The organism is Amycolatopsis keratiniphila subsp. keratiniphila (assembly GCF_001620365.2).
In the GTDB taxonomy this organism is placed as follows: Bacteria; Actinomycetota; Actinomycetes; order Mycobacteriales; family Pseudonocardiaceae; genus Amycolatopsis; species Amycolatopsis keratiniphila.
The window spans coordinates 196,498-214,879 of the sequence record NZ_LQMT02000005.1; the positions used below are offsets into that span (position 1 = coordinate 196,498).

At 69.4% G+C, this 18,382-nt stretch carries 16 protein-coding genes; 9 read left to right on the forward strand and 7 right to left on the reverse strand.

What is annotated here, in order from left to right:
* Positions 1-8: 8 nt before the first annotated feature.
* Positions 9-1,211 carry an ROK family transcriptional regulator gene (locus AVR91_RS02935; RefSeq protein WP_063276571.1) on the reverse strand — a complete coding sequence of 401 codons (1,203 nt, stop codon included), beginning with the start codon at positions 1,209-1,211 and terminating at the stop codon, positions 9-11.
* Positions 1,212-1,419: 208 nt separating this feature from the next.
* Complete coding sequence (locus AVR91_RS02940; protein WP_063276572.1) at positions 1,420-2,148, reverse strand: zf-HC2 domain-containing protein; 729 nt, start codon at positions 2,146-2,148, stop codon at positions 1,420-1,422.
* Positions 2,149-2,206: 58 nt separating this feature from the next.
* On the opposite strand from AVR91_RS02940, the gene sigC reads away from it, so the two are divergent.
* The 5 genes from sigC to AVR91_RS02965 all read left to right on the forward strand — a co-directional run bounded on the left by sigC (position 2,207) and on the right by AVR91_RS02965 (position 7,895).
* A complete protein-coding gene (gene sigC, locus AVR91_RS02945) occupies positions 2,207-2,776 on the forward strand; it encodes an RNA polymerase sigma factor SigC (protein ID WP_016335903.1) in 570 nt (189 codons plus the stop codon).
* A 180-nt stretch (positions 2,777-2,956) separates the two neighbouring features.
* Positions 2,957-5,209, forward strand: a complete 2,253-nt coding sequence (locus AVR91_RS02950; protein ID WP_063276573.1) for a xanthine dehydrogenase family protein molybdopterin-binding subunit — start codon at positions 2,957-2,959, stop codon at positions 5,207-5,209.
* Positions 5,210-5,235: 26 nt separating this feature from the next.
* Entirely contained in the window at positions 5,236-5,691 is a 456-nt protein-coding gene (locus AVR91_RS02955; protein ID WP_016335901.1) for a (2Fe-2S)-binding protein, read from the forward strand.
* A 140-nt stretch (positions 5,692-5,831) separates the two neighbouring features.
* Positions 5,832-7,073, forward strand: coding sequence for a PucR family transcriptional regulator (locus tag AVR91_RS02960; RefSeq protein WP_063276574.1), 1,242 nt, complete (start codon positions 5,832-5,834; stop codon positions 7,071-7,073).
* Between the two features lie 9 nt (positions 7,074-7,082).
* Positions 7,083-7,895, forward strand: a complete 813-nt coding sequence (locus AVR91_RS02965) for an aldo/keto reductase (protein ID WP_063276575.1) — start codon at positions 7,083-7,085, stop codon at positions 7,893-7,895.
* 352 nt (positions 7,896-8,247) lie between these two features.
* Here the strand turns inward: AVR91_RS02965 and AVR91_RS02970 are convergent, their stop codons facing one another.
* The 3 genes from AVR91_RS02970 to AVR91_RS02980 are packed head-to-tail and all read right to left on the reverse strand — an operon-like array spanning position 8,248 to position 11,029.
* On the reverse strand, positions 8,248-8,994 hold the full coding sequence (locus AVR91_RS02970) for a class I SAM-dependent methyltransferase (protein ID WP_063276576.1): 747 nt from the start codon (positions 8,992-8,994) through the stop codon (positions 8,248-8,250).
* Between the two features lie 44 nt (positions 8,995-9,038).
* Positions 9,039-10,073, reverse strand: coding sequence for an L-glyceraldehyde 3-phosphate reductase (gene mgrA, locus AVR91_RS02975; protein ID WP_063276577.1), 1,035 nt, complete (start codon positions 10,071-10,073; stop codon positions 9,039-9,041).
* Positions 10,070-11,029 carry a helix-turn-helix transcriptional regulator gene (locus AVR91_RS02980; RefSeq protein ID WP_228709105.1) on the reverse strand — a complete coding sequence of 320 codons (960 nt, stop codon included), beginning with the start codon at positions 11,027-11,029 and terminating at the stop codon, positions 10,070-10,072. Before AVR91_RS02980 ends, mgrA begins: the two co-directional genes overlap by 4 nt.
* Before the next feature lie 62 nt (positions 11,030-11,091).
* Here AVR91_RS02980 and AVR91_RS02985 point away from each other — a divergent pair, with 62 nt between their 5' ends.
* Genes AVR91_RS02985 through AVR91_RS02995 form a run of 3 tightly spaced genes read left to right on the forward strand, consistent with a single transcriptional unit; the run spans position 11,092 to position 14,780 of the window.
* A complete protein-coding gene (locus AVR91_RS02985) occupies positions 11,092-12,531 on the forward strand; it encodes an MFS transporter (RefSeq protein WP_063276578.1) in 1,440 nt (479 codons plus the stop codon).
* Between the two features lie 21 nt (positions 12,532-12,552).
* Positions 12,553-13,434, forward strand: coding sequence for an AAA family ATPase (locus tag AVR91_RS02990; protein ID WP_005155088.1), 882 nt, complete (start codon positions 12,553-12,555; stop codon positions 13,432-13,434).
* A complete protein-coding gene (locus tag AVR91_RS02995) occupies positions 13,431-14,780 on the forward strand; it encodes a vWA domain-containing protein (RefSeq protein ID WP_063276579.1) in 1,350 nt (449 codons plus the stop codon). The genes AVR91_RS02990 and AVR91_RS02995 overlap by 4 nt, the downstream gene beginning before the upstream one ends.
* Here the strand turns inward: AVR91_RS02995 and AVR91_RS03000 are convergent.
* Positions 14,777-15,598 carry a lytic murein transglycosylase gene (locus AVR91_RS03000; protein ID WP_228708197.1) on the reverse strand — a complete coding sequence of 274 codons (822 nt, stop codon included), beginning with the start codon at positions 15,596-15,598 and terminating at the stop codon, positions 14,777-14,779. The genes AVR91_RS02995 and AVR91_RS03000 overlap by 4 nt on opposite strands.
* 274 nt (positions 15,599-15,872) lie before the next feature.
* On the opposite strand from AVR91_RS03000, the gene AVR91_RS03005 reads away from it, so the two are divergent.
* On the forward strand, positions 15,873-17,297 hold the full coding sequence (locus tag AVR91_RS03005; RefSeq protein WP_063276580.1) for a cellulase family glycosylhydrolase: 1,425 nt from the start codon (positions 15,873-15,875) through the stop codon (positions 17,295-17,297).
* A gap of 70 nt (positions 17,298-17,367) precedes the next feature.
* On the opposite strand, the gene add is transcribed toward AVR91_RS03005, so the two are convergent.
* On the reverse strand, positions 17,368-18,342 hold the full coding sequence (add, locus tag AVR91_RS03010; RefSeq protein WP_063276631.1) for an adenosine deaminase: 975 nt from the start codon (positions 18,340-18,342) through the stop codon (positions 17,368-17,370).
* Positions 18,343-18,382 lie beyond the last annotated feature (40 nt).

Sequence of the window (18,382 nt, forward strand, 5' to 3'; positions counted from 1 at the left end):
GTAATGCCCTAGGCCGCGCCGACCTTGCGTTCGAACACCAGGCCCTCGGCGGCGCGCAGCCCGACGCTGATCGCGCCGGTGAGCACGCCGTCGTCGCCCAGTTCGCCCTGGACGACCGCCGGGACCAGGGGGGTGAACGAGCGGAGGGCGCGGTCGATCGGGTCGAGCAGCAGATCGGCCGCGGTGCCGATGCCGCCGCCGAGCACGATCAGCTCGGGGTCGATCACCGCCGCCACCGACGCCACGGTGTACGCGAGCCGGTCGGCCTCCGCCTCGACGGCACGCAGGGCGAGCTCGTCGCCGTCGCGGGCGAGCCGGAAGACCTCGCGGGCCGATTTCGCCGTGCCGAGGCCGAGTTCGCGCGCGCCGCGGACCACGGACTGCGCCGCCGTCGCCTCTTCGAGGTGGCCGCGGACCGGTGGGGCGTCCTCGCCCTCGCCCGCCGCGTGCGACTGGCCGTAGGGCAGGTAGCCGATTTCGCCCGCCGCGCCGGTCGCGCCGCGGAAGACCTGGCCGTCGACCATCACGCCCATCCCGACGCCGGTGCCGATGGTGATGCAGCCGAACACGGACGCGCCGCGCGCGGCCCCGCGTTCCCATTCGCCGACGGCGGTGAGGTTCGCGTCGTTCTCGACCATCAGATCCGGGCCGAGGACGCCTTCGAGTTCGTCGAGCAGGCCCGCCTTGCCCCAGCCGGGCAGGTTCGGCGCGTGCCGGAAGCAGCGTTTGTCCGGGTCGGCGACGCCGGGGGAGCCGAGGACCCGCACGACGATGTCCGCCTGGGACAGTCCTGCTTCGCGCACCGTCGCCGACGCGAGGGCGCCGACGGCGCTGACGAGTGCGGTGCCCGAACGCGAGGTGTTCCGCTCGTCACGGCGGGCGACCACGGTGTGGCCGAGATCCGAGACGGCGACGCGGAGGTGCTCGCGTCCGATGTCGACACCGAGGACGTAGCCCGCCGTGGGATCCGCTTCGTAGAGGACGGCGGACCGGCCGGTGCCGGTCGAGGTGTGCCCGGTAGCCCTGGCGAGGCCGGCGGCTTCGAGCGCCAGTAACGCTTGGCTCACCGTGGGTTTCGAAAGACCGGTGTCCTTGGCGACTTGGGGCCGCGTCGCCGGGCCGCTGCGGCGCAGGAGGTCCAGCACGGCGCGCTGATTGATCTTCCGCATCCCGGCGGGGGTGCCGACGGGTGGGTTTTCTGCGCCAACCACGAGCTTCGCCTCCTGTCGAACCAAGGTGTTCCACCAAAGTTATCCGCCTCCGGCCCGATATGGGCAAGAAGGTTTACATTCGGTGGTCCCAGGCGACGATAAACGTGCCCGCGCCGCGGATCGCGCACGCCGCGCGCGGAAAACCGTGATTCACCCGGTATTCGGGCGCATGCTCCCAGTGACCGGTAATGGTCTAGACCAGGTGTCGTCAGGCGACGTGGCGGCTCGCGGGCCGCCGGAATCCCCTGTGCTGCCGGGGTCGTTCGGGGGCTTCGCCGGTCTCGTGGTCCGTTTCGGCGCTGTGGGAATCCGGGTGATCGGCCGTCGTCGCCGGGCTGGGACGGTTGCGCAGCCGGTGCTGCCGGTTCACCACGTACAGCAACAGCAGTCCGGCGACGACCAACCCGTGGGTGAGCACGCGTCCGGCGGTCACCTGCCCGGTGGCGAGGTCGCCCGCCGACAGCGCCAGGAGCAGCGCGACGAAACCGGTCAGCGCGGGTAGCTGCCCGGCCGCCGCCTTCGTGCGGACGGCCGCCCAGCCGAGTCCGACGCCGACGGCGAGGTTCCACGCGCTGCTTTCGTGGGAAAGGTGCCCGATCAGGGATTCCGTGCCGTGGCCCGCGGTGTGGTCTTCGACGCCCAGCAGCTGGGCGAAAGCGAGCCCGAGCTGCGCGATCGCGACCAGGGCGAGCGCGATCCTGGCGGGCCAGCCCTCGCTCGGCGGGGCGGGTGTGCGTTCGAGGATGACGGCGGTGAGGTCCGGGACCGCGGGAGCGGGCCGCAGCAGTATCGCCCGGTGCATCCGCTCGGCGCGCGCAAGCCACGACCGGCACGCGGGGCAGCCCGCCACGTGCCGGTCGACCACCTCGGGCGGGGCGGGTTCGGTTTCGCCGTCGAGCCGGGCCGACAGGGCCTCGCGGCAGGTCTCGCACTTCACGTCTCACTTGTCGGGCGCGGGCCTGCCCCGGTTCCCGCGACGCTGCTACGTTTCTCGTATGGCCGGGGCGCGCAACCACGACGACGAGCGGGTGACCGAGCTCGCTCTCGCCGCCGCTCGCGGCGACCGGCGGGCGCTCGAGGACTGGGTGCGTGCCACCCAGGCGGACGTCTGGCGCTTCGTCGCGCACCTCGCCGATGTCGGCGCCGCCGACGATCTCACCCAGGAGACGTACCTGCGCGCGTTCGGCAGCCTGCGCCGGTTCGCCGGCCGGTCGTCCTCGCGGACCTGGCTCCTGTCGATCGCGCGCCGCGTGGTCGTCGACCGCATCCGCGCGGCTTCGGCGCGCCCGAAGCTCGCCGACGTCGACTGGGAGGCCACCGCCGAACGCCGTGGCGCCCGCCAGGCCGAGGGTGTCGCCGGGTTCGAAGATCTCGTGGAGCTGCGGATGCTGCTCGACGGGCTCGACCCGGAGCGGCGCGAGGTCCTCGTCCTCACCCAGGTGCTGGGCCTTTCCTACGCCGAAGCCGCCGAAATCTGCGGCTGCCCGGTCGGCACCGTGCGTTCACGCGTCGCGCGCGCCCGCGAAGACCTGCTGGAAGCGGGCCGGGAGCGCGACTCCATCTGACGCCCGCCTGTGGCGCGTCACACATTTGAGCCCTTCCGCTGTCACCTCGTCACACAGATGGGGCGACACGACTACTCCGCGTTGACTAGGCCGAATGCCGATGCCTAGCGTGTCGCCATCCAACCCCAGGCCGCGCGAGGGTCCCCGCCTGCTCCGCGCGCTCTCGAAGGGATCTTCCCGATGGCCAGTCCCACCACCGCTGAGGGCCACGGCAGTGAGGCTCCGGACCCCGGAGGCCTCGGCCGCCGCCGGTTCCTGACCTTCCTCGTCGCCGCGCCCACCCTCACGATCGCCACGAAGATCGGCATCGACACCGTCGCGCCTGAAGAGGCCGAAGCCGTCATCCCGACCCCGCCGGGCCCGGCCGAGATCCTCGACCTAGGCGACGTGCTGATCCTGTCGAACGCCCCCACCGCCAACCTGCTCGTCCTCGAAGTCCGCGAAGACGGCCGGGTCCGGCTGGAACTGCCGCGGACCGAGGTCGGCCAGGGCATCACCACGGCGAACGCGATGCTGGTCGCCGAAGAAATGGACCTCCCGCTCGACCAGGTCGACGTCGTCCTCTCCGACGCCCGCTCGGAACTGCTGTTCAACCAGCTGACCGGCGGCTCCAACACGATGCGCTCGCTCTACACCCCAGTGCGGACCGCGGCCGCCGCCGCCCGAGCCCGCCTGGTCGCGACCGCCGCCAAGCAGTGGGGCACCAAGGCCGACCGGCTGTCCACAAGGGACGGTGCGGTGATCGCCCCCGACGGCCGCCGCGCGGACTACGGCGCGCTGGCCAAACCCGCCGCCCGCGCCGACCTCGGCAAGCTCACCGCGACCCCGAAGGCCGAGTCCGCGCACAAGCTGGTCGGCACGCCGCAATCGCGCAAGGACGCCCGCGCGATGGTCACCGGGCAGCTGAAGTACACCCTCGACCTGGACGTCCCCGGCGCGAAGCCGGTGATGGTCCGCCGCCCGCCGACGATCAACGGCACGGTCGCGAAGGTGAACAACGAAGCCGCCGTCCGCGCGATGCCGGGCATCATCGACATCGCGGTCATCAAGACCGGGGTCGCGGTGATGGCCGAGACCTTCGGCCAGGCGCTGGACGGCAAGAACGCCCTCGACGTCAGCTGGAACGGCGGCACCGTCGACGGGGAGAACAACGCGACGATCAAGAAGAAGCTGCAGGCCGCGGCGCTCCCGTTCGTCGTGCCTCCGCTGCTGACCCAGTACGTCGACGGCGAGTTCGACTTCGCCTTCGCCAGCCACGCCCCGCTGGAGACCAACTCGGCCGTCGCCGACGTCCGCGAAGACGGCGCGACCATCTGGTCCGGGATGAAGGTGCCGATCCTCGCGAAGCAGAACATCGCGCAGGAGCTCGGTCTGCCCGAGAACAAGGTCGTCGTGCACGTCCAGCAGGCGGGCGGATCGTTCGGCAGGCGGCTGTTCTCCGACGGCGCCATCGAGGCCGCGCGTGCCTCCAAGGCGTTCAAGCGGCCGGTGCGGCTGATGTGGAGCCGCATCGACGACATGCGCCACGGCCGCGCGCGGGCCGCGAGCCACCACAAGATCCGCGCCACCTTCGCCCTCGGCCAGGTGCTCACCTTCGAACACCGCGTCGCCAGTGTGGAGACCGACTGGAGCCACGGGCTCGGCGAGGTACTCACGGCGTTCGCCTCCGAACTGCCCGTCGGCGGCAACCTGAGCTTCGCGCAGACGGTGTTCCTGCTGACGGTGAAGTCGCCGTACAACTTCGGCGTCACCACGCAGCTGCTCAACGAGGTGCCCGTGGACTTCCACACCGGTGCCTGGCGGTCGGTGTACTCGGCGAGCACACGCGGCGCCGAAGAGATCATGGTCGACGAGATCGCCGCGAAACTCGGCAAGGACCCGGTGGAGTTCCGGCGCGAGTTCATCAAGAACGACCGGCAGCGTGCCGTGCTGGACAAGGTCGCGGAACTCGGCGAGTGGGGCAAGAAGATGCCCAAGGGCTTCGCTCAGGGTGTCGCCGTGCACGGCGAGTACAAGTCGTACACCGCCTGCCTCGTCGAAATGGACGCCCGCGACCCGAAGAAGCCGCGTGTCACCAAGGCGACCATCGCGGTCGACGTCGGCAAGCCGATCAACCCGCGCGGGATCGAGGCGCAGATGCTCGGCGGCCTGACCGACGGCATCTCCACCACGCTGACCGCGGGCCTGCACATCGACAAGGGGCTGCCGCTGGAGGGCAGCTACTCGCAGTTCCACTACGCGCGGCAGAAGAACTCGCCGATGGACGTCAAGGTGTTCGTCATGCCGGAGACGGGCGAGATCGGCGGTGCCGGGGAACTCGGCGTGCCCGCGCCGGTCGGCGCGATCGGGAACGCCTACGCGCGGGCGACCGGGATCAAACCGCGCAGCTTCCCGATCGACTTCCCGATCGACTTCGACCCCTTCCCCCGCTGACTTTCCTTCCCCGCCAAGGAGTTTCGATGCCCAACTACACCTTCACGGTGAACGGGAAGACCGTCACCGTCGACGCGCCCGCGGATCTGCCCATGCTGTGGGCGCTGCGGGACAAACTCGGCGTCCGCGGCCCGAAGTACGGCTGCGGGATCAACGTCTGCAAGGCCTGTACCAGCCACCTCGACGGCGAGGCGTTCAACCCGTGTGTGACGCCGGTGTCCGACTGCTCGGGCAAGGAGGTCACCACGATCGAAGGCCTCGCCGACGGTGACGACCTGCACCCGGTGCAGGAGGCCTGGCTGGAGCAGGACGTCGCGCAGTGCGGCTACTGCCAGCCGGGGCAGATCATGGCCGCGGTGGCGCTGCTGAAGAAGACGAAGAACCCGACCGACGCCGAGATCGACGCGATCCAGAACGTCTGCCGGTGCGGCACCTACTTCCGGATCCGCGAAGCCATCAAGAGCGCGGCCGCGAAGATGTGAACCACCGCCGGTGCGGCGGGAATCCCGACTTCCTGCCGCACCAGCGGAGTCTTCGCGCTTCGACAGGCCACCTCCGGGCAAGTCGTGTTAGATGACGGCCCCAGGGACTCGACGAGGAGTCCCTGCCCCGGAGGACGTCCATGCACTACGAAACTGTGCTCCGCGAAGGCTCGGCCGTCATCGTCGCCGAACTGGCCGTCGAGGTCGAAAAGCAGCTTCCCGGGCTCATCGACGGCACCGTCGAGCAGATCCGCGCCGAAATGCCGGTGTACCGCGACGCGCAGTTCGTCACCCTCGCCGAACTGCGGACGTCGGTGCGGAACAACCTCGAGTTCGTCATGCGGACCCTGCGCGGCACGGAGAAACCCGACCTCGCGCAGGCGCGGGCGACCGGGCGCGCGCGGGCGTTGCAGGGCGCGCCGCTGCCGGAACTCCTCCGGGCCTACCGGATCGGGCTCACCGAGGTGTGGAACCGGTTCGTCGAACTGACCGCGTCGGGAGAGCACCAGGACCTTCGCGGCCTCGTCGCCGCGACGTCGGCGATCTGGGCGCTGATCGACGACTACGCTGAGGCGCTGACGACGACCTACCGCGACACCACCGCCGAAGTCATGCTGGCGCACCAAAGCCGGCGCTCGGCGTTGGTCGAGGCGCTGTTCGCCGGCGGCGCGGCCACCGAAGGCACGCTGTGGGACATCGCGCGTGTGCTGGAACTCTCGCTCGACGGAACCTATGTGGTCGTCGCGGCGGAGACCCCGCGCGTCGGGCACGAACCGTTGCCACAGATCGAAAACCGGCTTCGCGACCGGCATCACGCGTCCGCCTGGCGGCTCACGCCGGATCTGCAGGTCGGTGTGGTCTCGATGCGGGATCCGGCGGCGTCGCAGGTGATCATCGGACTGCTGCGGGAGAACCAGACCGGCCGGATCGGCGTCAGCCCGGTGTTCACCGGACTCGGGAACACCTCCCGCGCCCTGCACCTCGCGCGGGTCGCGCTCTCCAGCATGATGCCGGGGACGACGGGAATGGTGCAGTTCAACGAATCCCCGCTCGCCGGTCTCGTCGCCAGCTCGCCGGAGGCGTCGGTCCAGCTCGCGCACCACGTGCTCCGGCCGATCCTCGACCTGCCCGGCGACGACCGGAACGTGCTGCTGCTGACGTTGCGGGCGTGGTTCGAATGCCAGGGCTCCACGAAGCTGACGTCGGAGCGGATGTTCTGTCACCCCAACACGATCCGGCACCGGCTGAAGCGGATCTCCGAAGAGCTCGGCCGTTCGCTGACCGATCCGGCGGATATCGCCGAACTCGGCGCGGCCCTGCGTGCGCTCCACATGTTCCCGGATACTTCGCATCTGCCCTCGCCGAGGGATCCGCTGCGCTAGGTTCCTCCCATGGAACAGTTCGCCATCGGCGGAGACCTGCCCGTACGCCGTATCGGTTTCGGTGCCATGCATCTGCCCACCGACGCCGGACCCGCACGCGAGAACGCGATCGCCGTCGCCCGGCGCGCGGTCGAGCTCGGCGTCACGCTGATCGACACCGCGCACCTCTACGGCGGCGGGGCGAACGAGGAACTGCTCGCCGAGGCGCTTCACCCGTATCCGGACGACCTGGTGGTCACCACGAAGGTCGGCGTCGTGCGGACCGGGGACGACTGGAAGTACGACGGTCGGCCGGAATCCCTGCGCGTGCAGGTGGACGAGGGACTTCGGCGGCTGCGGGTCGAGCGGATCGAGCTGCTGCAACTGCACCGAATCGACCCGGAAACCCCGCTGGCCGACCAGCTCGGCGCGCTGCGGGACCTGCGTGACGCGGGCAAGATCGGCCGGATCGGGCTGTCGGAGATCACCGTGGACGAACTCGCGCGGGCACGGGAGATCGTGGACATCGCGAGCGTGCAGAACCGCTACAGCCTCCTCGACCGCGAGCACGAAGCGGTGCTGGACGCGTGCGAGGCGGCGGGGATCGCTTTCCTGCCTTGGCGTCCGGTGCTCGGCGCCGCGTCTTCCGGCGGCGTCGAGCTCACGGCCGTCGCTTCGGAGCTCGGGGTGACCACGGCGCAGGTCGGGCTCGCGTGGCTGCTCGCGCGGTCGCCGGTGATCCTGCCGATCCCGGGGACGGCGAAGATCCCGCATCTGGAGGAGAACTTCGCCGCGGGGGACGTGAAGCTGACTGCTGAACACCTGGAGCGGCTGGGCGCGTGAGTGGTGCCTCTGATGTACATGAAGGCCCCCTTCCTGTACCTAGGCGCCAGGGCCCCGGCAAAGTCGCCGGTTCGCTGGTCAAGCGGATACGCGGACTGTCCACAGGGGACACTTATTGAGGCGATTAAGCCCGATTCGGGCGTTTTGCGGAGGGGTCGTGAGTGTTTTTGGTCGTTCTAACGACCAAAAACACTCACGACCGGTCCTTCACGCGCACCACCGTGACTGCTGGGGTTGGTGTTGTTGCTGAGGCTGCGGGTGGCGATCGCCTAGTCCGTGAAGGCCTCCTTCCCTACCTTCAAGGTAGGCAAGGAGGCCTTCACGGACTCTTGGTTCTGCTCGTCCTTACCACTTACAAAGGCTTGACGGCCTCCACGAGCACCCGCCGGGAGTGCGCGACGAACTTCCCGTCGGTCTCGATCATCCGATGGAGTTCCGCGAGCCGGTCGCGGTACTTCCCGACCTCGAATCCCGGCACGATCCAGATCACCTTCCGGAGGAAGTGGACGACCGCGGCGAGGTCGAAGAACTCCATCCTCAGTTTCGCCGGTTCGAGACGGTCCACCCGGAGCCCGACCGCTTCGGCCTCGACGCGCAGCACGTCGGGCGTCCAGCCGCCGTAGTCCTGCGGGCCGAGGAAGAACTCCTTCAGCTCGCGCACGGTGCCCGCGCCGATCTGCTGCGACAGGAAGGTGCCGCCCGGACGCAGCACGCGGGCGATCTCCCGCCATGGATTCGCGATCGGATGACGGCTGCTCACCAGATCGAACGACTCGTCGGGGAACGGCAGGGGCGCGTCGTACTCGGCCTCGACCACCTGGCCGCCGAGGGGCGCGAGATTCTTCCGCGCGACCTCGACGTTCGGCGGCCAGCCTTCGGTGGCGGCGAGGACCGGCGGCGGTTCCGGGATGCCCGCGAGCACCTCGCCGCCGCCGGTCTGCAGGTCCAGCCCGGCGGCGGCCGCCGCCATCCGCTCGCCGAGCAATCGCGAGTAACCCCACGGCGGCCGTTCCTCCGTGGCCCGGCCGTCGAACCACGAGAAATCCCAGCCTTCGACCGGGACGGCCTCTCCTTCGGCGAGTAGATCTTCGAAAGTCATGCTCGCAGTCTCGGCTCCCCGGCCCGGTGGGGCAACGCGATTAGCTAGCCGGCGTCGGTCGAGCGCTTCCAGAGGTTGATGTCGGCCTCGGTGGCGTAGCGATCGATCTCGGCCAGCTCCTCGTTCGTGAAGTGCAGGTTCTTCAGCGCGCCGACGTTGTCCTCCAGCTGGGCGACGCTGCTCGCGCCGATCAGCACCGACGTCATCCGCGGGTCACGCAGGCCCCACGCGAGCGCGAGCTGCGCCAGCGTCTGGCCGCGGCGCTGAGCGATCTCGTTCAGTGCCCGGATCTTGCCGAGGGTGCTCTCGGTGATCGTGTCCGGGTTGAGCGACTTCCCTTGCGCGGCACGGGAATTCTCGGGAACGCCGTCGAGGTAGCGGCTGGTCAGCAGTCCCTGTGCCAGTGGCGAGAAGGCGATGCAGCCCGCGCCTTCGGTTTCGAGCGTGTCGAGCAGCTTGTCGCCTTCGAGCCAGCGGTTGAACATCGAGTACGACGGCTGATGGATCAGCAGCGGGGTGCCGAGCTCGCGAAGGAGGCGGGCGGCCTCGGCGGTCTTCTCCGACGAGTACGAAGAGATGCCGACGTACAGCGCGCGTCCGGACCGGACGGCGGTGTCGAGCGCGCCGACCGTCTCTTCGAGCGGCGTGTCGGGGTCGAACCGGTGCGAGTAGAAGATGTCGACGTAGTCCAGGCCCATCCGGCCGAGCGATTGGTCCAAAGAGGACAACAGGTACTTGCGCGAGCCCCATTCGCCGTACGGGCCCGGCCACATGTCGTACCCCGCCTTGGTCGAGATGACCAGTTCGTCCCGGTACGGTTTGAAGTCCGACGCCAGCAGCCTGCCGAAGTTCTCCTCCGCCGAGCCGTAGGGCGGGCCGTAGTTGTTGGCGAGGTCGAAATGGGTGATGCCCAGGTCGAACGCGCGCCGCGCGATGTCCCGCTGCGTGCCCAGCGGCTTGTCGTTCCCGAAGTTGTGCCACAGGCCCAGCGAGATCGCGGGCAGCTTCAGGCCGCTGCGCCCGGTGCGGCGGTAGGGGATGCTCTCGTATCGGCCCTCGGCCGCGACGTAGGTGCTCACGGCCCGATGCTAGCCGTCGTGAAGAGGGCGGCGACGGACGCGAGGTGGTCTTTGAACGCCGAAGGGCTCTCGACCTCGAAAGGCGCGCCGATGGCGGCGAGGATCAGGACCGGCCAGTCGAAGGTGTCGACGTTCATCGTCAGGCGGCAGGACGTCTCGTCGATCGCTTCGAGCGCGCCGCCGAGGTACCGCACCGCCGATTCGACCCGGTCCTTCGGCGCCTGCACCCGGACGACCAGCGTATGCGTGGTCGGCCTCGCCTTGATCTGCGCCTCGACGAACTTGACCGCGTCGCCGCCGGGGATCTCGCGCGGCCGGTAGCGGGCGCCGGTGGTGCGCGGCTCGCTGAGCCTGTCGACACGGAAGGTGCGCCAGTCCACCCGATCGAGGTCCCACGCCACCAGGTACCAGCGCCGTCCGAGCGAGACGAGCCGGTGCGGCTCGACCAGTCGCGCGGACTCCTCGCCACCGCGTGCCGCGTAGTCGAATTTCAACCGTTCGTCGTCCCGGCACGCCTGCGCGATCACCGTCAGGCTGGCGGCGTTGACCCGGGGACCCGTGACGGCCGCCGGCGTCGTGTACGCCTGGAGCGCGTCGACACGCCTGCGCAGCCGCGGCGGCATCACCTGGACGACCTTCGTCAGCGCCCGGACCGAGGTCTCCTCGATGCCCTCGACCGAACCGCTCGCCGCCGTCCGGAGGCCGACCGCGATCGCCACGGCCTCCTCGTCGTCCAGCAGCAGCGGCGGCATGACCGTGCCCGACCGCAGCTGGTAGCCGCCCGCGACGCCACGGCTCGCGTTGACCGGATAACCCAGCTCGCGGAGCCGTTCGACGTCGCGCCGCAGCGTCCGTTCGCTCACTTCGAGCTTGTCGCTCAGCTCGATCCCCGACCAGAAGCGGTGTGTCTGCAGCAGGGAGAGCAACCGCAGCATCCGCGCACTCGTGTTCGCCATGAATCCAGATTCGCTCGCATTCCGGTCAGAAAGTGGCCGGAATTGACTTTAGCGTTGTCCCCATGACGATGACACTGGACACCCCGAGCGGTGTGACCACGGAAAACGTGGAGAAGTCCTACCGCTGGCGCTGGCCCGCGCTGTTCGTGATCCTGACCGGCTCGGTGATGGAACTGCTCGACATGACGGTCACGAGCATCGCCGGTCCGGTCATGCGGGCGTCGCTCGGCGGCGGCACGGCGATGATCCAGTGGCTCGGCGTGGCCTACACCCTCGCGATGGTGTCCGGTCTGCTCACCGGCGGGCGGCTCGGCGACATCTTCGGCCGCAAGCGCATGTTCCTGATCGGCGCGATCGGCTTCGTCGTCGGCTCGCTGTTCTGCGCGATCGCGGTGAACCCCGAGATGATCATCACCGCGCGGGTGGTGCAGGGCCTCTTCGGTGCCGCGATGGTGCCGCAGGGTCTCGGCATGATGAAGGAGATGTTCGCGGGCAAGGAACTGCAGTCCGCGTTCGGCATGTTCGGGCCGGTGATGGGTCTTGCCGCGGTCGGCGGCCCGATCCTCGCGGGCTGGCTGGTCGACGCCGATCTCTTCGGCACCGGCTGGCGGATGATCTTCCTGGTCAACCTCCCGATCGGCGCGCTGGCCGTACTCGCCGCGCTGAAGTTCCTGCCCGAGTCCCGTCCCGGCGGTTCGCTCACCCTCGACATCCCCGGCGCCCTGCTCGCGACGACCGGCGCGCTGCTGATCGTCTTCCCGCTGGTGCAGGGGCGTGAGTACGGCTGGCCGCTGTGGACGTTCGCGATGATGGCCGCCGCGGTCGTGGTGTTCGGGGTGTTCGCGTGGTTCGAGAAGCGCAAGAGCCGCCGCGGCGGTGACCCGCTGGTCGAGCCGAGCCTGTTCCGCAAGCGCAGCTTCCTCGCCGGGATGGCGACCGGGACGATCTACTTCGCGGCGTTCTCCGGTTTCGGTCTGGTCTTCACGCTGTACCTGCAGCTCGGGCTCGGTTTCTCGCCGCTCAAGGCCGGGCTGACCGGGGTGCCGATGTCGCTGGGGATGATCGTCGGGATGGGCCTGGTGCAGGCGGTGCGCGAGCACGGCCGCAAGGTGTTGCACACCGGCGCGCTGATCATGACCGCCGGCGTGGTCGCCCTCCTGCTGCTCCTCGGCCCGGAGACGGGGCCGTGGCTGATCGCGCCGGCGTTGCTGGTGGTCGGGATCGGCTCCGGGCTGATCATGGGCCCGTACTTCGAGATCGCCCTGTCCGGGGTGGAACCGGCGGAGGCAGGATCGGCGTCGGGCGCGCTGACGTCGCTCCAGCAGGTCGGCGGCGCGCTGGGACTGGCGCTGCTGGGCACGGTGTTCTTCGACGCGGGGACCGCCGACCCGACCGGCGCCGCCCAGCGCACGTTCTGGGTGGTCGCGGTGATGGTGATGCTCACCTTCGCGGTCGGGTTCCTGCTGCCGAAGCGGATCCGCGACGTAGAGTCGGCCGGGTAGGCGATCGAGCTGGGAGGCCGCGTGGCTGGGACCGGGTACTTCACATCCGTCGAAGACGTGACGGCGAAGCTCGCCGACACCGGCTACCTGGCCTCCGCGGCCGTCGCCACCACGGTGTTCCTCGCGGACGCCCTCGGCAAGCCGTTGCTGATCGAGGGCCCCGCGGGGGTCGGCAAGACCGAGCTTGCGAAGGCGGTCGCGCAGGCGAGCGGCTCCCGGCTCGTGCGCTTGCAGTGCTACGAAGGCGTCGACGAGTCTCGCGCGCTGTACGAGTGGAACCACGCGAAGCAGCTTCTCCGGATCACCGCGGGCAAGGACGAGACGTGGGACGAAGCCCGCAACGACATCTTCGGTGAAGAGTTCCTGCTGGCCAGGCCGCTGCTGACGGCGATCAAGGGCGACGAGCCGACCGTCCTGCTCATCGACGAGACCGACAAGGCCGACGTCGAGATCGAGGGCCTGCTGCTGGAGGTGCTCGGCGACTTCCAGATCACCGTCCCGGAACTCGGCACGATCACCGCCGGGCGCAAGCCGTTCGTAGTGCTGACCTCCAACGCGACGCGCGAGCTTTCCGAGGCACTGCGCCGCCGGTGCCTGTTCCTGCACATCGACTTCCCCGACGCGGCGCTGGAGCAGCGCATCGTGCGGCTCAAGGTGCCGGGCGTCGACGACGCGCTCGCCGCGTCCGTGGTCAAGGTGATCACCGCGCTGCGAGCGATGGAACTGAGGAAGGCGCCGTCGGTCGCCGAGACCATCGACTGGGCGCGGACCCTGCTGGCACTCGGCGCGGACAGCCTCGGCGAGGACGTCGTCCGCGCGAGCCTCGGCGTGATCCTCAAACACCAGGACGACGTCGTGAAGGCGGACGCGCGGCTGGAACTCGGCAAGGTCCTCGACTCGTGAGCGGCGTGCCGGGCAGGCTCGTCGAATTCGTGGAAGCGTTGCGGGAACACGGAATCCCGGCGGGGCCCAGCGAGACGGTCGACGCGGCCGCGGCACTCGAAGTGCTGGGCCTCGACTCCCGCGAGCAGATGCGGGAAGGGCTCGCGGCCGCGCTCGTCCGGCGCGGTGGGCAGCGCGCGGTGTTCGACGCGACCTTCGACATCTACTTCCCGCTCGGTGTCGGCGCGCCGTCGCAGGATCCCGTCGACGATCTGGCCGCGCTGCGCGACCGGCTCGCCACCGCGCTCGCGGCGAACGACCAGCCGGAGCTGACGCAGCTGGCCGGGCTCGCCGTCGACATGCTGGGGGAGTACGGCGGCACGGCGGGCAGCGGCGGCTGGTCGGCACATCAGACGTTGGAACGGCTCCAGCCGCAGACGCTCGTGGTCCGCGTGCTCGAAGCGATCCGCGCGGGCGGCCAGGAGGAGTTCACCGACCGGCTGGACCGCGACGACGTCCGCCGCCGCGTCGAGGGTTTCCGCGGTCTCGTGCGGACCGAGGCACGGCGGCGCGTGGCGGAAGTCCGTGGCAGGGAACGGGTTTCGCGGCACGCCGTGCCGCCCGCCGCCGACCGCGTCGACTTCCTGCTCGCCAGCCGCGCGCAACTTGCCGAACTCCGCCGGGTCGTGCAGCCGTTGTCACGCAAGCTCGCCACGCGTTTGGCCGCCCGGCGACGGCGGCACGCGCGCGGGCATATCGATCTGCGCCGGACGCTGCGGCGCTCGCTGTCCACCGGCGGCGTCCCGATGCGGCCGTCGTACCGGCGGCACCGGCCGGGGCGTCCGGAGATCGTTCTGCTGTGCGACATGTCGGGGTCGGTGGCCGGCTTCGCGAACTTCACGATGCTGCTGGTGCAGGCTCTGCGCGATCAGTTCAGCAAGGTGCGGGTGTTCGCGTTCATCGACGCCTGCGACGAGATCACCCACCTCGTCGACACCGGCGCCGCCGATCCCGAAGACCTCGGCGCGCGCATCCTCGCCGACGCGGAATTGACCCGTTGGGACGGGCACAGCGACTACGGGCACGCGCTCGGCGAGTTCGTCGAGCGCTACCCGGACGCGGTGGGCCCCAGGACGTCCATGCTCATCCTCGGTGACGCCAGGACCAACGGCGGCGACCCGAACCTCGACGCGGTGCGCGGGATCGCCGCCGCGGCAAGGCATACGTACTGGCTCAACCCCGAGCGGACCGAGCTGTGGTCCACCGGTGACTCCGAGGCGCACGCGTACGCGGAGGTCGTCGAAATGTACGAATGCCGGAACGTGCACCAGCTGACTCGACTGGTGACCCGGCTTCTGCCCGCTTAGGGCTTCAGAGCCGCTTTCCCATAGGCGTCGGCGTTGCTGAACACTTCCTGCCCGTACTGGGTGGAGTTGTTGTAGGTCAGCACTGCGGTCCACCAGCCGGAGGGATCGCCGAGGTCGCCGCCCCGCGCGCACATGTACCGCGCGGTCGTCTGGGCCGCGTCGTCGATGTTCTGCGGGTCTGGCGCGGCGCCGTCGCCGCTCGCGCGGACGCCGTACCGCTTCCAGGTGGCGGGCAGGAACTGCATCGGCCCGACCGCGCGGTCCCATTTCGGGTCGCCGTCGAGGGCGCCCTTGTCAGTGTCGACCACCGCCAGCACGCCGGGGGAGCCGTCGAGCGGGATACCGATGATCGGCGGCGTCACGATGCCGTCCTCACCGGCGCGGGAACCGTCGTGCCGGGCGTGCTGGGACTCGGTCCGGCCGATCCCGGCGATGGTCGCCCAGGTGATCTCGCAACGCGGAGTGGTCTTCGCGGTCTTCTCGGCCGCGTTCACGTACGCCCGCAGCGCTCGTGAGGGGATGTCCGTGTTCTCCGACACCTTCGCGATCCAGGCGTCCTTCGCGGGCTCCGCGGGCAGCGGTCCGGCGTCGCCGGGGATGGCCGAACGCGGGGCGGGTTTGAGCGCGGGGACCACGAATTCCGGCTTGACCGGCACCGGCTCACGGTCGTTGAGGCTGATCACGACCCAGACGGCACCGGCGACCAAGGCGCCCACGACCAGGAGCGCGAGCATCACGCAGCCACGCGGGCCACGTTTCCTGGGCGGTTGTTCCCACTGGTCCATGAGGTCCAGGGTCGAAGGGGACGAAGCGGTCACCGGTTCCACGGTACGTGACGAATGTGGAGAACTTGTGTGGCCCGCCGTCCGGGTGATGCGGACCACGACCCGCGTTTCGTCCTCTGAACGCGGTACTTGCGCGTGCAACTACCGCAAGTAGAGGACCGACTGCGGGGTGCGATCGCCCCCTTTGCCCTGTTGACAGCGCTTCGTCCCGATGGTGAGACTAGTCCGCGTTAGGAAGGTTTCTTAACAAGGGCTCGCCGCGCCCCCGCTTCACGGAACGCAACGACGCTTCTGAAGGAGACAAAAAGTGGTACGCCCAAGATGGCGGGCGGCGCTGGTCACGGTGCTCGCGGCCGCATCGGTCCCGATCTCCGCCCAGGCCGCTTCCGCGGCTCCCGTCCGATACGAATCCGAGAACGCGACGATCTCGCGCGGCGCGGTCGAATCCAATCACGCCGGCTTCACCGGATCCGGCTTCGTCAACTACGACAACGTCACCGGTAGCTACGTCGAGTACACCGTCAACGCGGCGCAAGCGGGGCCGCACACGCTGACCTTCCGTTACGCCAACGGCACCACCGCCAACCGCCCGCTCGACATCACCGTCAACGGCTCCATCGCCGTCGACGACCTCGGGTTCGCCGGCACCGGCGCGTGGACGAGCTGGAGTACCGTCACCACCACGGTGAACCTCGCCGCGGGCAGCAACAAGATCCGCACCACCGCCGTCACGTCGAACGGCGGCCCCAACGCGGACTCGCTGTCGGTCGAAGGCGGCGGCGGTCCGGGCGCCGGGACGCCCGTGTCGATCAACGGCAAGCTCCACGTCTGCGGCGTCAAACTGTGCAACCAGTACGGCAAGCCCATCCAGCTGCGGGGGATGAGCACGCACGGGATCCAGTGGTACAGCCAGTGCGTGAAGACCGCCTCGCTGGACGCACTGGCCAACGACTGGAAGGCAGACATCCTGCGGGTCGCCATGTACATCCAGGACGACGGCTATGAGAGCAACCCGCGCAAGTTCACCGACATGATGCACAACTACATCGAAGAGGCGACGAAACGCGGGATGTACGTCCTCGTCGACTGGCACCAGCTCGACCCGGGCGACCCGAACGTGAACACCGACCTCGCGAAGACCTTCTTCACCGAGATCGCCCAGCGGCACAAGGACAAGGTCAACATCATCTACGACGTCGCGAACGAGCCGAACGGCGTCAGCTGGGCGGACGTGAAGCGGTACGCCGAAGAGGTCATCCCGGTGATCCGTGCGCAGGACCCGGACAGCGTCGTCTTCCTCGGCACGCACGGCTGGTCGACCTTCGGCGTCTCCGACCAGCGCGACGAGACCGACATCCTGAACAACCCGGTCAACGCCACCAACATCATGTACACGTTCCACTTCTACGCGGCGTCGCACCAGGACGAGCACTACGACGCGCTGGCGCGGACGGCCGACAAGCTCCCGGTGTTCGTCACGGAATTCGGCACCCAGACCTACACGGGTGACGGCGGGAACGACTTCACGTATTCGCAGAAGTACCTGGATCTGCTGGCCGCCAAGAAGATCGGCTGGACGAACTGGAACTTCTCTGACGACTTCCGCTCCGGTGCCGTGTTCAAGACCGGAACCTGCGCCGGGAACTCCTTCACCGGCACTTCGATGCTGAAGCCCGCCGGCGTCTGGGTGCGGGACCGCATCCGTACCCCGGACGACTTCCCGACCGGCTGACCCCCTCGCGTTTCGTCCTCTGGATGCGGTACTTGCACGCGCAAGTACCGCATCCAGAGGACTAATTGCGTCAGGAGAGCCAGGCGTCGATTTCGGCGTGAAGGGAGCGCTTGAGGTCGGCGGGTGCGAAGGACGCGTCGACGGCAGCGCGGGCGAGCCCGGCGAGTGCGTGATCGTGGTAGGCGAACGCCTCCCGGGTGCGCAGGAATTCGTCGGTCAGCGTCGTTCCGGTGATCGAGGGGACGTCGGTGCTGAGGGTGACCACGAGCCCGGCGTCGACCAGCCGGGGGAGCGGGTGCTCCTCGAACGACGGCACGAGCCCGAGTGTCACGTTCGACGACGGGCAGACCTCCAGCGCGATTCCGCGTTCCCGCACTTCGGCGACCAGCGCGAGATCCTCCAGGATCCGGATGCCGTGGCCGATCCGTTCGCTGTGCCCGACTTCCAGCGCCTCGCGGATGCTGGCCGGGCCGGCGTCCTCCCCGGCGTGGTGGATCAGGTGCAGGCCCGCCTCCTCGGCCTCGTCGCAGATCCCGGCGAACGGCGCGAGCGGGTACTTCTCCTCGCCGGCGAGCCCGATCGCGAATACCCCGTCCGGGGCGTACCGGCGGGCGAGGTCGAGGGTGAGCCGGGCGCGTTCGACCGGACGGCGGCGCGAATGGTCCAGGATCATCCGCCAGTGGAGGCCGTGTTCGGCGGCGCCCGCCGACAGTCCTTTGAGGACGGACTCCAGCGGCATGTCCGGCTCGCCCAGCCGTTCGCCGTGCGAAGCCGCCGTGAAGGTGACTTCGGCGTAGCGGACGCCGTCCGCGACCTGGTCCTCGCAGAATTCGCGGGCCACCCGTTCGAAGTCCTCCGGTCTCCGCAGGCAGGACCGGATCAGCCCGTTGTAGTCACCGAACGCGCGGAACCCATCGAACACGGGTTGTTCCGCGGGGACGGCGATGCCGTTCGCCTCGCCGATGTCACGGAGCGTGTCCGGCCGGATGGTGCTCTCGAGGTGGACGTGCAGATGGGCCTTGGGCAGCAGCGAAAGATCCCGCATGAGCACGAATTTAATGGTCGAGACCCTCGCCGTGCCTCCC

What these genes read in the sequence shown, in the direction of transcription:
- sigC (WP_016335903.1), top strand. Translation starts at nt 2,207, where the DNA reads ATGGCCGGGGCGCGCAACCACGACGACGAGCGGGTGACCGAGCTCGCT.
- AVR91_RS02960 (WP_063276574.1), top strand. Translation starts at nt 5,832, where the DNA reads ATGCACTACGAAACTGTGCTCCGCGAAGGCTCGGCCGTCATCGTCGCC.
- add (WP_063276631.1), bottom strand. Translation starts at nt 18,342, where the DNA reads ATGCGGGATCTTTCGCTGCTGCCCAAGGCCCATCTGCACGTCCACCTC.
- AVR91_RS02970 (WP_063276576.1), bottom strand. Translation starts at nt 8,994, where the DNA reads ATGACTTTCGAAGATCTACTCGCCGAAGGAGAGGCCGTCCCGGTCGAA.
- AVR91_RS02965 (WP_063276575.1), top strand. Translation starts at nt 7,083, where the DNA reads ATGGAACAGTTCGCCATCGGCGGAGACCTGCCCGTACGCCGTATCGGT.
- AVR91_RS02980 (WP_228709105.1), bottom strand. Translation starts at nt 11,029, where the DNA reads ATGGCGAACACGAGTGCGCGGATGCTGCGGTTGCTCTCCCTGCTGCAG.
- AVR91_RS02985 (WP_063276578.1), top strand. Translation starts at nt 11,092, where the DNA reads ATGACGATGACACTGGACACCCCGAGCGGTGTGACCACGGAAAACGTG.
- AVR91_RS02955 (WP_016335901.1), top strand. Translation starts at nt 5,236, where the DNA reads ATGCCCAACTACACCTTCACGGTGAACGGGAAGACCGTCACCGTCGAC.
- AVR91_RS02950 (WP_063276573.1), top strand. Translation starts at nt 2,957, where the DNA reads ATGGCCAGTCCCACCACCGCTGAGGGCCACGGCAGTGAGGCTCCGGAC.